This is a genomic window from Mucilaginibacter sp. OAE612, assembly GCF_041806395.1.
Classification (GTDB): domain Bacteria; phylum Bacteroidota; class Bacteroidia; order Sphingobacteriales; family Sphingobacteriaceae; genus Mucilaginibacter; species Mucilaginibacter rubeus.
Genome location: NZ_JBGMUW010000001.1, coordinates 627529 through 642492, shown reverse-complemented (window position 1 = coordinate 642492; position 14964 = coordinate 627529). Strand labels below are relative to the sequence as shown.

The window sequence follows — 14964 nt, the reverse complement described above, 5'->3', positions numbered from 1 at the left end:
AATGGCATCAGCAACAGTAAAAAGCAACTTTTATAAATGGCACCGGGTGCTGGGCTTAACGGCCCTCATCCCGGTGATTTTCTGGACACTGAGCGGGCTTTCACACCCGTTCATGTCAAACTGGTTCCGGCCTTCAATTGCGGAGGAAGTGTTCAAACCATTGCCTCAAAGCCAGATGAAACCTGTGCTCAGCATTCAGCAGGTATTGGATAAAAATAATATTTCCGTTATCCGGAACTTCGGATTGGTTAACTTTAATCACAACACCTATTACCAGGTACTGGATAAAGATAGCGTGTACAATTACTACTCAGCCAATGATGGGGTATTGTTAAAAGATGGGGATAAGCTATATGCCACTTATCTGGCCCGCTATTTTACGCAGGATTCAACATCTAACATTAAAAAGATCGATCTGCAAACAACATTTGATGGGCAATACCAGCCCATCAATCACCTTTTGCCTGTTTGGAAGATCAGCTTTGACCGCCCCGATGGTATGGATATTTATATTGAAACCCGTCAGAGCCGCATGGGTACATTTAACAACAATACCCGCAAGGCTTTCCTTTGGCTGTTTGAACAATTCCATACCTGGCAGTTTTTGGCTGATATCGGCGGCGATATTTTCCGAAATGTAGTATTACTCATCATCATGGTGGTAATGCTGTTCGCCCTCATCAGCGGCTTAACTGTTTATGGTTTAATGTGGAAAAAGTTTAAATCCGTAACTCAAAAGCGAAAAGAAAATAGCGGTGAGGACAAGCTCATCGTTCATCGTTATCACCGGCAGATAGGGCTTATTGTTTCCTTTGTGATGTTTACTTTCGTGATCAGCGGGGCTTTTCACCTTGCCGTAAAATTGTATAACACCGAAACACCAAAGCCTGATTATGGGCAGGTGATCGACAGGAAACAGCTGGCTATCTCCAACCTTCAGCTTCCTGTTGCCGATAGTATCATCAAGAGGATAGCCGTGGTCAGCTTTAATGGCAACAGCTATTACCAGGTAACTGATAATAAAAAGCAGATCTCCTACTTCAACACCTTAACCGGCATAGAACAAATTAATGGAGATGAGGATTATGCCCGTTTTTTAAGTACCTATTACCATACCCACCTGGATCCCGACCAGTTTTATGGCAGGGTAAAAGTTAACCAGATAAAGCAGTTTGATAACGAGTACGGTTTCATCAACAAACGCCTGCCGGTTGAGCGGGTAAGCTACGCCGACGGCAGCAATTGGTATATTGAAACTACCTCATCAAAACTGGCTACAAAAGTTGCAGGGATTGACCGGATTGAAGGGCTTTCTTTTATATTTTTACACAAGTATTTCGGCATGACCTGGGCGGGTAAGGATATCCGCGATATAGTGAGTATGCTGGCCGCCTTAGGTGTGCTGGTAGTATCGTTGTTCGGGTTGGCCTCATTCATCAAAAACAAATAATCAATGAAAAAAAGCTTTATCATTTTAGCCTTTGCCAGCATGGCCCTTGGCGCCTGCAACAGTGCGGTTAAAAGCACCGGCAAAACCGACAGCACCTCAACCGTAAAGAAAAAAGGCAAATACACCTGCACCATGCACCCCGATCTTACCTTTGATAAACCCGGCACCTGCCCTAAATGCGGCATGGCCCTGGTTGAAAGGGATACTACGGAGGATAAGAAATAGTAAAAGAAAAAATGTCATTGCGAGGAGCAGCATAAGCCAATGCAATGGGGCGACGCGGCAATCTTGTAGTACACAGGGCGGCTATGCATTAGCTACGAGATTGCCACACTTCGCTCGCAATGACATATTTTTTAATTTTTCAGCTTGCACACGTTGAAAAGGCGCTCAATTTCTATCCGTAACAATTACCTCTTCCACCCGTCTCATACTTACAAACAATACAACTTATATCCTGTTATACCCCCTGTTACAAATAAATCACTAATTTTGGCGCTGATGAAAAAGGTGGAAGTATTAAAAATGATTGACCTGGTTGAAGAGATCAAGAAACTTGATGATCTCATACAACAAAGCCGTAAGAAAAAAACTTCTGACTTTGTGATCAACCAGTATGAGGCAAAAAAACTTAAGCTCATTGGTTCAACCATCACTGAACTGGCTTCCGCTCCCATTCAATCCATCGAAAGCTACCAGCTTATTCAAAAGATCCTGAATAAGTATTACCCCAACATTTCTGAAGACGCTCTGCTTAATGACGATGACATCAGCAAAATAGCAACCGCTATTTAATTAAAGCTGCTTGTTAAAAAGGCGGGTAAATGGATGCCGTTTGCTCCAGCGATTCATCGCCTTTCCAAAACACGGTACCGGGATGAAAATGTTTCCATGAGTGCCAGTATTCCTGGTAGGCCTGAATTTTAGCAAGGCGCTGCCCTTTTTGCGTACCGGTTAAGCATAGGCCGTCCCAATCCCAAACCGAAGCAGTTTCCTCGTCGGTAAGCATGCCTTTATCATCCAGTTTAAAGTGAAGGGTTTTACCGCTTACTGATGTATTCCAGGCATGATAGCTGAGGCTATCTTTTTCAATGCCAATAAGCAGTGAACTTTTGTTCAACTCATCATTCAGCAGACGTTTGGCGTACATGTGGCGCCAGTCATAAGCTTTGGCTTTGCCGTTTATGATCACACCAATTACCCAGCTTTTACGCATCAGGGAGTCTTTGTTTTTTATAGTGCTGTCACGGTCGATAGCTTGCACACGGTCGTAGTTTTTCAGGTCGGCATAATCGGCGGTGTATAGCCTGTCTGGCTGTAAAATGAGCGTTTCGGGATGTTTCTGTAACCAGGCCGCAAGGGTTAATTGTTCATAAGGCAGCTCGGCTAATTGTTTTCCTTTCAGCTCCCCAACAGCCGCGTTACCGGTAGCCTGATACCACCAGGTTTTAGTGTTTTCATCTTCAATTATAGCATTATAGTGCCTTGCCCCTACCAGCCTGAAGTTTTGCCTTACACCGTTTATAACCGGGCTGTAAACCCTGCCTGTACGGCACATGGTGCAATAAGTAACCAAAACAGGTTTATCGCCTACATCGTCCTGCAGCTTATGATGATAGCCTAGGTAGATGAGCGGATAAGCCTTGGCTACACCGTTGTTTACAACACCCACTACCAGGTAGCTTAACGGCACCCTGTTTTTTAATCCGTTGGCAAAAACAGCTTTTGTGGTTTCTTTAAACATGGTTTCGGCTTTATACATATAATCGGTTATGTAAAAGCTGCCTATACAAAGCACAAAAACAGCGGCTTTAACAGCCTTTTGTTTAAAGGTATTTTTAGCGTAGAATTTAAACAGGTACCAAACAACGAATAGCAAGCCAATCAAGCGCAGCGGCATGATCACCTTTTCGAGATAGTAACACAGGGTTATGGCATTCAGATCCTGGCTGCCCGGAAATGGCATGAGCAGGTAAGCATGAACAAGGCCGGGCACCACCAGTAAAATGATACCTATCCAGAATATTTTAGCACTGTTCCATCTCATGCTTATTCAATAAATCCTCAGCATTGGGCTGTTACCTCAATAAGTTTATAATTGGTTTATAATTTCCTAATTTATAAAAATTTACATATTACAAAAAATTATAGCCCAAATAAAACGATCGGCGATTATTGCTTTTTTCCATTCTCCACGCTTTTGATCTCTTCCTTACGATCTTTCTTAAAATCAAAGCTGTTAAATTCCGGCGTTTGCGGCAGGTCAATGGTATAGCTTGTTAACGTTTCAACTTCAATGGTGATATCATCTGCAAGCAAATCAATGATATGTCCGCCACCGGTTTTATCATCAGATAAAAAATGAAAATGGTAGCCGCTGATATGTGCTCCTTCCATCAGTGCGGGGATCTTAAAACCTATGAAATCGCCTTTGATGTTCTTAAAATCAAAAAAATGCTGCCTGTCAAGCATCGCCGCTAAGGGCACATAAGGTTTATCAACCGGTGGGAAAGCCCTTGTTTTAACCATACTAAAATTTCCTTTGATGTGGATAGCGTAGATCCCGTTCTGGTTGGTTAAGATACTGTCGAGGTAGCTAAACAGTGCCGATTTAGATAAAGGCTTATTACACTTATATGTTTTTTCGGCATGAAAAAAGCAAACCACAGCATAAGGGGTTTTGCCGGTATCGGCAAGTTGGGTTGTTTTACCCGTTGACTGGGTTTGATAAAGTTTGCCGTTAAACACCATGAGCTCACCATCAAGCTTGCCCGGGGCGCCCAAACCAAAATCGCCATGTTGCTTTAATTGTTTATATGGATAATAGGAATCATACAAGCCGCCGATAAAACCTGCCGCGTAACCTGCACTGAATAAATTTTTATCAGCTACTTTTTGTTGTGCCGATGTTTTAAGGCATGTAAAGATCATTAAGAGCAAAAAGCATCTCAGGCATAAATTCTTCATGAGGGGAACGTGTTTTTAAAGCCATAAAAGTAGTTCAAAAATCACTCTGGCATCTAACAAAGCCTGTTAAATTTTACTTTGCCCTTACGGGGTTAAGAATTACAGGCCTTAAATTTGTTTAAACATTTAAAATGGAAATGATGAAAGTAGAAATATGGTCGGATGTGATGTGCCCGTTTTGTTATATAGGCAAACGCAGGTTCGAGGAAGCACTGGCCGGCTTTGAAGGCAAAGAACAAATTGAGATAGAATGGAAAAGCTTTCAGCTAAATCCCGATCTTAAAACCAATCCCAATATCAGCATTAACCAGTACCTGGCCGATATAAAAGGATGGACGCTTGACCATGCCGAACAGATGAACGATCATGTTACCCAAATGGCGGCACAGGCCGGCCTTACTTATAACTTCAGCAAATCGGTTGTAGCTAATAGTTTTAATGCGCACAGGTTAGCTCATCTGGCCAAAAAACATGGTTTGGGAGACGCTGCCGAAGAAGCTTTGTTCAGGGCGTATTTTACTGAAGGCCGCAATATTGATGATACCGAAACCCTTATTGAAATGGGCACAGCGATTGGCCTGAACGCTGAAGAAATTAAACAAACGCTTGAAAGCGACACCTACTCCGACGATGTAAAACATGATATTGCCGAAGCTCAATATTTAGGTGTGCGTGGTGTTCCGTTTTTTGTAATGAACCGCAAATATGCCGTATCAGGGGCACAGGAAGTGGCCGTATTTAAAGATACCCTTGCAAAAGCATTTACCGGCTGGCAGGAAGAAAACCCCAAACCAGCGTTTGATACAATCGAAGGCGAATCATGCAGCCCCGATGGCGACTGTAAATAATTGAAAAAATTGTAAACCTTTCTTAACATTATTTGTATCAAATAGTTTTTCTCCTACGTACAAAGAGCTAAAATACTTATATTTAAACCGTAAAACCATAAACTATCACTCTTTGTATATATGAAAAAAATTTACTGCAAAGTAATTACCCTTCTTTTAATAGCAGCTTCGGTAAGTAGCTGCAAACTTGACCCTCCTCTCGGCCCGGATAAAGAAACAAAAGCTATTGACGTTGTCCCTACTACAAATACAGGGACGGGAACTGGCACAGGCACTGGAACTGGGACAGGAACCGGGACGGGAACTGGTACAGGCACCGGAACGGGGACGGGAACTGGTACAGGTACAGGGACGGGGACGGGGGCGGGAACTGGTACAGGCACTGGAACTGGTACAGAGACCGGAACGGGCACTGATCCGGCGGCGACTAACATAACCGGAGATGGATTAGCACTTGGGCCTGTCGGCACAATTATATTTAAGATAGACGGGGTAACCTATACAGACAAAACAAACTCTTTTGCGGCTATTCTCGATCACAGCAGTGCTTTAGACGGGGACGTATATATTACCGGTATGGGTGATTATGATATGAATCTTGACTTTAACGGCAAATCAACAGGTACGTTCACATTAGAAAAATTAGATATTGGCGAGCTGGGACTTATACCGGGCTTAGGAAAAGTGAAAGTTACAAAATTTGCAACCAGTGGTTTCCTCGGAACCATGCAGGGAACATTCCAGGCGGATATGAAAGAGTTCTCTACCGATAAAATCCACCGCAACGTACAAGGATCTTTTAATCTGAAACAATAAATCCTCAAAACATAAAGTCCTGATTTGTATTTAAAAATGAGTCGGGGCTTCTTTTTTTAGGTCCATTTCACACAAAAATAAAAAACGATTTAGCTTATTAAAAGTACAATTAATTGCCTTATATTTGTAGCAATTAATCATAGTGTCCAAATGACACTATGATCGTACTAAAACATGAACAATTTCCCGCAAAAAACAGATACCATTAACAAACTAACGCTCCGCATTGCCGTGGGTGCTATGTTTTTTATGGCGGGGTTAAGTTTCTCCAGCTGGGCATCGCGCATTGCTACTGTTCAGCAAAATTTAGGTTTATCTGATGCCGGTTTGGGTGCCGTGTTATTCGCCCTGCCTGTAGGCCTTATGTGTTCCCTGCCTTTTTCGGGCTGGATCATCACTAAAATAGGCAGTAAAAAACTCGTTATCGCCGCGCTATTGGTTTACGCTGCCGCGTTGGTAAGTTTAGGCCTCGCACAAAATACTTTTCAACTTATCATCTGCCTGCTATGCTTCGGCTTTGCAAGCAATTCTGTAAACATTGCAGTAAACACACAGGCAGTGGCTACCGAGCAGCTTTATAAAAGGCCTATTATGGCTTTTTTTCATGGTTTGTGGAGCCTGGCCGGTTTTACCGGGGCGGGTATAGGCACGTTCATGATAGCCAACGGTGTTATCCCCTTTTATCATTTTTCGTTAATGCTGATCGTGATAGCGATTGGCGTGGCCGTAGCTGCCCGTTACCTGAAAGATGATAAAGTAACCGACTCCGGGCCTGTATTTGTAATGCCCGATAAGTCGCTCATCAAATTAGGTATCATAGCCTTCTGTTCCATGATTTGCGAAGGCGCCATGTTCGACTGGAGCGTGATCTACTTCAAAAAAGTGGTACTGGCCCCCGAGGCGTTGGTTGGCATAGGTTTTACTACATTCATGTTCACCATGGCAGGCGGCCGTTTTGTGGCCGATTGGTTCGCCCACAAATTTGGCTTAAAACGCACCTTACAGGTTAGCGGCTCATTAACCGCAACGGGGTTGTTAATAGCAGTGGCTTTCCCCTATGTTTATACGGCCATGGCAGGCTTTTTACTGGTGGGTGCAGGTGTATCATCTGTAGTGCCTATGGTATACAGCGCTGCCGGTAAATCAAAAACCATGTCGCCGGGCGTTGCACTGGCTGCAGTATCAACTATTGGTTTTATGGGCTTTTTAGTCGGTCCGCCGGTTATCGGTTTTATAGCAGGAATTGCTACCCTCAGGGCCTCTTTTATCCTGATTGCCTGTATGGGAATTTCGGTAGTAGTGGTATCAACTATGGCCAAAATTGATTCGGATAATACCAAAGAGGAATTACCCAACGAAACAGCAACCGTTGATTTTAGCCCTCCTGTTCCAAATCCGCAGCAGCAGGATTAAGCAGGTATTCAAACTGCTCATAGCCGTTGTGAAAAATAAACTTCAGCCTTTCCTTTGGTAAATTAATATCTAAAGCTATCAGCGCAAGTGTTTCAGGCAGGTTATCCCTTATCAGTTTAAGGTCCGTAACATGCGGCATCTCCACAAAAATATCATCACCCTGCGGCTTGATCTCCCAACCATTTAAATGAGCGTTTTTCAATGTACTTATCCATTTTTGCTGATAGTTATTCATAATATCCAGTTTCATTGATAAATGTTTTATGGCCGGGTTTTGTTTTAAATGGATGTAATCGACAGGCAGGGAAATCGCGTTTAAAATAATTCGATTTGTTTTACTAATCTCATACTGAAAAACTTCTACACAAATGCTTTGCAGCGCTCCACAATTAATCGAATTACACGAATCTTAAATTGATTCAATTCGTGTAATTCGATTAATCCGTAAAAATTAGTATGAAATTTTTCATTTATTGTTTTTCAATCCGCATGTGGTTAAAAGCGATTTCCCTGAATCGACAGGTTGTGTCACCCAAAAATCAAACTTAATTCCTTATTTTAGGCATCTATGAAACAAAGCTACCCTATTGATAAAATCACGCAGCCGGTAAGCAAATTCATAAACCAGGAACATACCGGCGGCATCGTGCTTTTTATCAGCGTAATTGTGGCTATCGTATGGGTAAACTCGCCTTTTCAGCACAGTTACCACCAACTTTGGGACCTTAAACTATCGCTCGGTTTTGATAAATATGTTTTAAACCATCCGCTGCATCTTTGGATCAATGACGGCCTTATGGCTTTATTTTTCTTTGTGATAGGCCTCGAGTTGAAACGCGAGTTCATGGCCGGCGAACTATCCTCTGTAAAAAAGGCTTCGCTCCCCATGTTTGCCGCGTTAGGCGGAATGCTGGTGCCCGCTTTCATCTTTTTCCTTTTTAATACAGGTAAGCCATCAGCCCATGGCTGGGGAATTCCGATGGCTACAGATATAGCCTTCGCGCTGGCTTTACTATCTATGGCGGGCAAACATATTCCATCCTCTGTAAAAGTTTTCCTGTCGGCATTGGCCGTTGCTGATGACCTTGGCGCTGTTTTAGTTATTGCTCTTTTTTATAGCAGCCACATAGCGCTTGTACCGCTTACTGTTGGGGTTTGGCTGTTGGTACTTTTACTTATCGGCAATAAAATGGGGATCAGGAGTACCGCTTTTTATTTGATCATAGGCTTCGCTGTTTGGATAGCTTTTTTACTTTCAGGCGTCCACGCAACCATCGCGGGTGTGTTGGTGGCTTTTACTATTCCCGCACGTACCCGCATCAGTGAGATCAGTTACACCCAATCTGTAAAGCAATACCTTACCGATTTTGAAAACGAGCAGCCAAACAACAGCACACTTATAACGCCCGGACAGCACCACATTATTGATAAAATAAAAAAGCTGAGCCTTGACGCCGAAACACCGCTGCAAAAAATTGAACACATCCTGCACCCCTGGGTAGCTTTCGTCATCATGCCGCTTTTTGCTTTGGCTAATGCCGGGATTATTGTTAGCCATGACTTTTTCTCGTCACTGGCCAACCCTGTTAGCATGGGCGTGGCTATAGGCCTGGTTGCCGGCAAGTTTACAGGTGTATTGCTCTTTACCTGGCTCATGGTAAAATTTGGCGCACAATTACCCGCAGGCTCATCCTGGAAACAAATGACAGGTGTGGCTTTGCTTGCAGGCGTAGGTTTTACCATGTCTCTTTTTATATCGGCACTGGCCTTTGATCATGCCGAAATGATTGACCAGGCCAAATATGGGATCCTGTTAGCCTCTTTGCTGGCCGGGATATCGGGGGTAGCTGTTTTAAGCAAAAAGCCGAAGGCTTAAAGCATAAAGCCAAAATGAATGTATTATCCACTCCTCTATGAACCATGAACTATCATCCATGAACCGCAAGGCTACTGCTTCCAATTTGGCTTACCATAAATGCCCAGTGGTGTTATGCGGTTTTGGAAAATGGTTTGCGGGTTGTTATAAAACTTTATAAAATCACCGGCGCTGGATTGGCCGGGATATGGAACGTAATAATGATGATCGTTTCCGTTGCGCCATGCCATTACGTAGGATACTTTATGCTTAGCAAGGGTTTGCAGTAATATATCCATCCACCAGTTGGGCATGGGGATACCTTCATAGCCGGTTTCGGGCAGGCATGTTATTTTATGGTGTTTTACAGCGATGCCATCAACAATGGCAAGGCGTTGATCCAGCTTTGCTTGAAAACGCTCAACGCTTTGCGTACAATAATTATCAAAGCCTATAAAATCCGCGTAAGCATCGCCGGGATAGCGTTCCAAAAACTCATCTTCTGATTCAAAATCAGCCGCCGAATATACGATGAGCAGGTTATGCAGCTTCTTTTTATCCCGCAGGTATTCGATAGTAAAACGCCACAGGGCTTTAAATTCATCGGGGGTACAGGTGTTTTTGCACCACCAAAACCAATTGCCCGTAAGTTCATGAAATGGCCGGAACAATATCGGGATAGCCTCTCCTTCCGGGCCTTTCATATCAGCTAAATAATTGGCCGCACGATCAAGATACTCAACATATACATTATGAAACGCGCCGCCCGGGATAAGATCTTTTACGGCATGCTGTGTGGTATCCCAGGCGGTTTTGCCATTGGCCGGGTTATCCATATGCCAGCAAAATGTATTGATGCCGCCGCGCGCGTAAACATCTTTAACAAACTGCTTCTGCTGTTCAAAGGCGATTCCGTTAATATCATGAATGCTGTCGTGCTCAATCCTGGCCAAATCCCAGCCATACAGGGCCGGGTATGATCCGGTAACACTCTTAACATCTGAGCGGTCCGGTTCATTACGCCATCCCACACCATAAGCCAGGTCATCGTGGTGGCCAAATATTACCCCCACGTTAAGCAGCCGCTGCATACTGTAAAAAAGCTGCCGGGTTTCGGTTGTGGCGTGCTTATCGGCAGATTCAAACAGCTGCGCCATAGCGGTTGAACTATGGATCAGCAGGTATAAAACAGCAATCCTTCTAAAAAATTTTATCATAATTACTGCCGCTAAGTTAAACCATTTGAAGCCTTGCTTTGTCGCTAATTTATCGGCCTATACGCCTGATAATTTCAATACACGCACGGCTATTATGATAGGGGCATTTCCAAAGCCCTGCTTTGTCCTCGCCGGGCATTATGCTGCCATCGGCTTTGATACCCCAAAACCATTCACCGTTTTGTTTATCCAGTATTTTATCTTTTATAAAAGCCCAGTTTTTAAGGACCAAATGAAAGTATTTATCATTACCGCTAACCTGCCAGGCGTTGTAAAAACCTACCATAGCTTCGGCTTGTACCCACCAGTGTTTTTCTTTGATGAGGAGATCATCCGCCGGTTCATATTCATACCATAAGCCACCATCTACATCTAAACCCTGTACGGTTGCTTCTGCTATCGCGATGCAAGCGCTGCTGACCTTCTCGATAATTTCCTGATTACCAATAACTTCGGCGGCCTCCAGTAAAAGCCAGGTGGCTTCAATATCGTGCCCGTACGATATGGTTTCTGACCGGCGGTTCCAATCCTCATCAAAAAACAGCACGAGGTGCCCGGTTCCAGCATCAATAAAATGATCAAAAAAATTATTGATCAGGGTTTCAATCTGCTGTTTAAGTCCGCCATCCGGCCAGATGCGGTACAGGTTGGTATAAGCTTCCAGTACGTGCAGATGGGTGTTCATGGTCTTTTTCTCATTGGCATCCTTAGCGCTTAGCCTAAGATCGCCGAGCGGCTGCCAATCGCGCGTGAAAGCTTCGAGATAACCCGTTTTATCCTTGTCGTAACTTTTATTGATCAAAAGATGATAGAGGCCGATGGCTTCCTGCTTTACCCTTTCCGATTTCGAAGCTATATAATATTCACTCAGCGCGTAAATGGTAAAGGCATTGGCATATACCTGTTTTTTTGTATCCGGCATATCACCTTTGTAATCAACCGACCAATACACGCCGCCAAACTCATCATCAACAAAATGAGCTTTGATATAATCATAGGCCCGCTTAGCTGCCTGTAAATAAGCTTCATCAGGCTTTTGATTGTAAGCAGCAGAAAAACTCCACAGTATCCTCGCGTTTAAGACCGAACCTTTGGGGGCACCGGGAGTAACCTGGTTATCATTGTTGATCTTGCCCCAAAAACCACCATTTACTTCATCTACAGTATGATTGAGCCAATAATTGAGGACATTTTTCAGCTCACCTGTTAGCTCATTGCTGAAGATAGCAAGCTGATGATTTGAAACAGTATTTGATGGTTGAAGCATGTTTAAATCTCTGTTCAGGCGCCGGCTCCCTGTAATTGGCTTAAAGCTTTATTTTTATCGATAATATTGTACACTGCCTGTACCGATGAGGCCGAACGCAAACCATCGGCCGGTGTGTTCATGGCATAGTCTATCAGTTTATCAATTGTAGTAGTGGCTACATGCATGCGGGTATCTGACGACGCATAATAAACATAAACCGATCCGTTATCATCGGCTATCCAGCCATTACAGAACACTACATTGGATACATCGCCGATACGCTCCTCACCGACCGGTGCCAAAAAATAACCTGCTGGTTGGTAAAGTACTTTAGTAAGGTCATGAAGGTCGGTCATAAACATGTACAACACATAACGTAAACCAGCAGCTGTATTGCGTACGCCATGCGCCAGGTGCAGCCAGCCTTTTTCCGTTTTGATTGGCGCCGGGCCCTGGCCATTCTTGGCTTCGTAAACGGTATGGTAGCTTTTATTGTGAATGATTGTTTCATGGTCAACAACCGCGTGCTCCATAGTATCGCACAAGCCAAAACCTATTCCACCGCCGGTCCCCGCGCTGATAAAACCATCCTGCGGACGGGTATACAAGGCATACTTACCATTAACAAACTCGGGGTGTAATACCACGTTGCGCTGCTGGGGCGAGTTGGTTTTCAGATCGGGCAGGCGCTCCCATTTTACCAGGTCCCTGGTGCGCGCGATACCGCAGGCCGCTATCGCCATCGACTGATCATATGACGGAGCTTCGGGGTCACGGCGTTCGGTACAAAACAGGCCATAGATCCAGCCATCTTCATGCTGGGTAAGGCGCATATCGTACACATTGGTATCGGGCTCATCGGTTTGGGGCAGCTCAACCGGGTAATCCCAAAATTTAAAACCATTGATCCCATCAGCACTTTCGGCCACAGCGAAAAATGATTTCCGATCGGCGCCTTCAACCCTCGCTACCATCAGGTATTTGCCGTTAAACTTTATAGCGCCGGCATTAAAAACCGCGTTAATACCAAAACGTTCCATTAAATGAGGGTTGGTTTTAGCATCAAGATCATATCGCCACTCAAGCGGGGTATGGGCGGCAGTAAGCACAGGATATTTAAACCGGCAAAAAATACCGTTGCCTGTTTCCTCAACCTGGTTTTGCCGGTTAATCAATTGCGCTTGTTCGGCCTGTAGTTGAATGAGCCTTTGGTTAAATTCCTGCGTCATATAGTTTTTTATCAATAGTCTTTTAATTTATTCCACCATGTTTTTTTCAGTATGGTAATAGTAACCACCAGTATGGCTATGGTAACTATGAGCGATGCTTTTTGTGCCAGTATCAGGTACATGGGCAGTATGGTAAGGCAGCATTGTGTAATAGTACCGATAACCACGTTGAACATGTTTAGCTTAAAGTTTTTGTTAGGCACAAATGATGGATTTTTCTCCATTACCAAAGCCTTAACAGGCCCCCAAAAGCCCCACGGCCTTACGGTGGTATAAAACGACCGCAACACGGTCATATCCGTTGGCGCTGTAGCGTACGAGCCGATAACCGAGCCCCCCAGCGAGATGACAAACAGCACCGGGAACCAGTACAACAGTTGGATCGAAGGGATAATAAGCGAGAATATCATGGCTGACAAAATCCCCGAAAGCATCCCGTAAAAAAAACCGTTGGCATTAAAGCGCCACCAATGCCATTTAAGTACGTTACTGGCTATATAACCGCCATAAAGTGCCGATACTATCCATTGCAGCACACTGTTCACATCCTTTACAAAAAAGCCGAGTATCACGCCTACCGCTACCACAAAAACCCCCACCATGTAATTGGCGGTGATGATTTTTTTGGTAGATGCCTTCGGGTTGATGTATTTGAGGTAGATATCATTCACAATATAAGCCTGCGCCGCGTTCATGGTACCGCTAAAGGTGCTCATGAAAGCCCCAAGCAAACCGGCCAGCAGCAAGCCAACCAAACCAACGGGCAAAAAGTTGTTGATCACGGCCGGCAGGATGCGTTCAAAATCAATAGCCCCTTTGGCGTCTTTCAAATCCATTTGGTGATAAAAAAGTACACCCAGGATAGTTAAACTCACAATAAGCGAATAACGGATAGGCAGCAGGATGATATTTACAAAGCCGCTCATTTTGCTGGCCTCTTCGGGCGAGCGGGTGGAGAGGATCTTTTGCATATCATAATTAGGCGCGGGCCCGGCAACTGCCGCGAAGAAACCTTTAAAGGTCATCATCATGAAAAACAGGCCGAACAGCGAATAACCATCTTCTTTGATCTTGTTATTTACCTCGTTGATGATTCCCGTCCAGCTGAGGCCAAGATTTTTACCAAAAAAAGGGCTATACCAGCCATCGGGCACATTGAGGTGATTGCCGCTGAGCTTGCCTGCAGCTATGAAACTGATCCATACGCAGGCTACCGTCATGATGCCATACTTGATCATATCGCCCAGTACAATACTGTGCATACCGCCTATGATAGAATAAAACATAGCAAACAACGTAAATATGATCCCGTACATATGCGGCACATACTGAGGTGCTACGCTGAAAGGCACATAAGCTTTAACCAAATCCCAGGGGATAAATATTTCAATGAACTTGCCCAAACCGATAAATCCGTAGGCTAAAAAACCGAAACAGCTCAGTAGCGCGAAAGCGATAACTACCACATTTGACCCTGTTACTCCCGGCCCGGTTTTACCGAAACGGGTTGCCAGCCACTCGGCACCTGTTGCCGCGTTTGAGCGGCGCAGCCAGCGCGACAGATACATCATCAAAAACACCTGGTTAAATACCGGCCACAGCCAGGGGATCCAAATGCTTTTCATGCCATAAACAAAGCACAGGCTTACCATCCACATGGTGCCACTGATGTCGAACATATCGGAGGCATCGCTTAAACCCAGTTTATACCAGGGTAAAGATTTGCCGCCCAGCATGTAGCTTTCCTTATTTTCGCGGGCTTTTTTACGGTACCATAAACCAATAAAAATGGTGCTCAGCAGGTATAAAACTATAATGGCAACATCAAGTAAGTGTAACTTCATCTTGTCTGATTTTGTCTGAACCGGAATTTTTTGAATTAAATAATTGTCAGAATACTACAATCCTGGTTTAAAAATG

14 protein-coding genes are annotated in these 14964 nt (G+C 44.2%); 7 read left to right on the top strand and 7 right to left on the bottom strand.

The features are described from left to right. Position 1 precedes the first annotated feature (1 nt). The 3 genes from ABID99_RS02890 to ABID99_RS02880 all read left to right on the top strand — a co-directional run bounded on the left by ABID99_RS02890 (position 2) and on the right by ABID99_RS02880 (position 2245). Entirely contained in the window at positions 2 to 1450 is a 1449-nt protein-coding gene (locus ABID99_RS02890) for a hypothetical protein (protein ID WP_373612784.1), read from the top strand. Between the two features lie 3 nt (positions 1451 to 1453). Next, a complete protein-coding gene (locus ABID99_RS02885; protein ID WP_373612783.1) occupies positions 1454 to 1675 on the top strand; it encodes a heavy metal-binding domain-containing protein in 222 nt (73 codons plus the stop codon). A 276-nt stretch (positions 1676 to 1951) separates the two neighbouring features. Then, entirely contained in the window at positions 1952 to 2245 is a 294-nt protein-coding gene (locus ABID99_RS02880; protein WP_091166807.1) for a hypothetical protein, read from the top strand. 13 nt (positions 2246 to 2258) lie between these two features. Here the strand turns inward: ABID99_RS02880 and ABID99_RS02875 are convergent, their stop codons facing one another. Next, positions 2259 to 3497: a DUF3179 domain-containing (seleno)protein gene (locus tag ABID99_RS02875; RefSeq protein ID WP_373612782.1), complete on the bottom strand. Its 1239-nt coding sequence runs from the start codon at positions 3495 to 3497 to the stop codon at positions 2259 to 2261. A gap of 125 nt (positions 3498 to 3622) precedes the next feature. Then, complete coding sequence (gene budA / locus ABID99_RS02870) at positions 3623 to 4417, bottom strand: acetolactate decarboxylase (RefSeq protein ID WP_373612781.1); 795 nt, start codon at positions 4415 to 4417, stop codon at positions 3623 to 3625. Between the two features lie 137 nt (positions 4418 to 4554). Between budA and ABID99_RS02865 the strand changes: the two genes are divergently transcribed. From ABID99_RS02865 to ABID99_RS02855, 3 genes are all read left to right on the top strand, one after another. Further along, a complete protein-coding gene (locus tag ABID99_RS02865; protein ID WP_254780114.1) occupies positions 4555 to 5265 on the top strand; it encodes a DsbA family protein in 711 nt (236 codons plus the stop codon). 120 nt (positions 5266 to 5385) lie between these two features. Then, positions 5386 to 6081 (top strand): hypothetical protein, encoded by a 696-nt coding sequence (locus ABID99_RS02860; RefSeq protein ID WP_373612780.1) that lies wholly within the window; start codon positions 5386 to 5388, stop codon positions 6079 to 6081. 174 nt (positions 6082 to 6255) lie between these two features. Next, on the top strand, positions 6256 to 7494 hold the full coding sequence (locus ABID99_RS02855; RefSeq protein WP_373612779.1) for an MFS transporter: 1239 nt from the start codon (positions 6256 to 6258) through the stop codon (positions 7492 to 7494). Here ABID99_RS02855 and ABID99_RS02850 read toward each other — a convergent pair. Continuing rightward, complete coding sequence (locus ABID99_RS02850; RefSeq protein WP_373612778.1) at positions 7457 to 7744, bottom strand: hypothetical protein; 288 nt, start codon at positions 7742 to 7744, stop codon at positions 7457 to 7459. The genes ABID99_RS02855 and ABID99_RS02850 overlap by 38 nt on opposite strands. 318 nt (positions 7745 to 8062) lie before the next feature. On the opposite strand from ABID99_RS02850, the gene nhaA reads away from it, so the two are divergent. Continuing rightward, positions 8063 to 9370 (top strand): Na+/H+ antiporter NhaA, encoded by a 1308-nt coding sequence (gene nhaA / locus ABID99_RS02845; RefSeq protein WP_188833284.1) that lies wholly within the window; start codon positions 8063 to 8065, stop codon positions 9368 to 9370. Positions 9371 to 9441: 71 nt separating this feature from the next. Here nhaA and ABID99_RS02840 read toward each other — a convergent pair whose 3' ends face one another. The 4 genes from ABID99_RS02840 to ABID99_RS02825 are packed head-to-tail and all read right to left on the bottom strand — an operon-like array spanning position 9442 to position 14888. Then, positions 9442 to 10566: a glycoside hydrolase family 26 protein gene (locus ABID99_RS02840; RefSeq protein ID WP_373612777.1), complete on the bottom strand. Its 1125-nt coding sequence runs from the start codon at positions 10564 to 10566 to the stop codon at positions 9442 to 9444. Positions 10567 to 10615: 49 nt separating this feature from the next. Continuing rightward, a complete protein-coding gene (locus ABID99_RS02835) occupies positions 10616 to 11833 on the bottom strand; it encodes an AGE family epimerase/isomerase (RefSeq protein ID WP_373612776.1) in 1218 nt (405 codons plus the stop codon). Positions 11834 to 11847: 14 nt separating this feature from the next. Further along, positions 11848 to 13044: a glycosidase gene (locus tag ABID99_RS02830; RefSeq protein ID WP_373612775.1), complete on the bottom strand. Its 1197-nt coding sequence runs from the start codon at positions 13042 to 13044 to the stop codon at positions 11848 to 11850. An 11-nt stretch (positions 13045 to 13055) separates the two neighbouring features. Then, on the bottom strand, positions 13056 to 14888 hold the full coding sequence (locus tag ABID99_RS02825) for a sodium:solute symporter family protein (RefSeq protein ID WP_373612773.1): 1833 nt from the start codon (positions 14886 to 14888) through the stop codon (positions 13056 to 13058). Between the last annotated feature and the right edge of the window lie 76 nt (positions 14889 to 14964).

Coding starts and splice junctions, on each gene's coding strand:
- ABID99_RS02890 (WP_373612784.1), top strand. CDS start 2: ATGGCATCAGCAACAGTAAAAAGCAACTTTTATAAATGGCACCGGGTG.
- ABID99_RS02885 (WP_373612783.1), top strand. CDS start 1,454: ATGAAAAAAAGCTTTATCATTTTAGCCTTTGCCAGCATGGCCCTTGGC.
- ABID99_RS02880 (WP_091166807.1), top strand. CDS start 1,952: ATGAAAAAGGTGGAAGTATTAAAAATGATTGACCTGGTTGAAGAGATC.
- ABID99_RS02875 (WP_373612782.1), bottom strand. CDS start 3,497: ATGAGATGGAACAGTGCTAAAATATTCTGGATAGGTATCATTTTACTG.
- budA (WP_373612781.1), bottom strand. CDS start 4,417: ATGAAGAATTTATGCCTGAGATGCTTTTTGCTCTTAATGATCTTTACA.
- ABID99_RS02865 (WP_254780114.1), top strand. CDS start 4,555: ATGATGAAAGTAGAAATATGGTCGGATGTGATGTGCCCGTTTTGTTAT.
- ABID99_RS02860 (WP_373612780.1), top strand. CDS start 5,386: ATGAAAAAAATTTACTGCAAAGTAATTACCCTTCTTTTAATAGCAGCT.
- ABID99_RS02855 (WP_373612779.1), top strand. CDS start 6,256: ATGAACAATTTCCCGCAAAAAACAGATACCATTAACAAACTAACGCTC.
- ABID99_RS02850 (WP_373612778.1), bottom strand. CDS start 7,744: ATGAAACTGGATATTATGAATAACTATCAGCAAAAATGGATAAGTACA.
- nhaA (WP_188833284.1), top strand. CDS start 8,063: ATGAAACAAAGCTACCCTATTGATAAAATCACGCAGCCGGTAAGCAAA.
- ABID99_RS02840 (WP_373612777.1), bottom strand. CDS start 10,566: ATGATAAAATTTTTTAGAAGGATTGCTGTTTTATACCTGCTGATCCAT.
- ABID99_RS02835 (WP_373612776.1), bottom strand. CDS start 11,833: ATGCTTCAACCATCAAATACTGTTTCAAATCATCAGCTTGCTATCTTC.
- ABID99_RS02830 (WP_373612775.1), bottom strand. CDS start 13,044: ATGACGCAGGAATTTAACCAAAGGCTCATTCAACTACAGGCCGAACAA.
- ABID99_RS02825 (WP_373612773.1), bottom strand. CDS start 14,888: ATGAAGTTACACTTACTTGATGTTGCCATTATAGTTTTATACCTGCTG.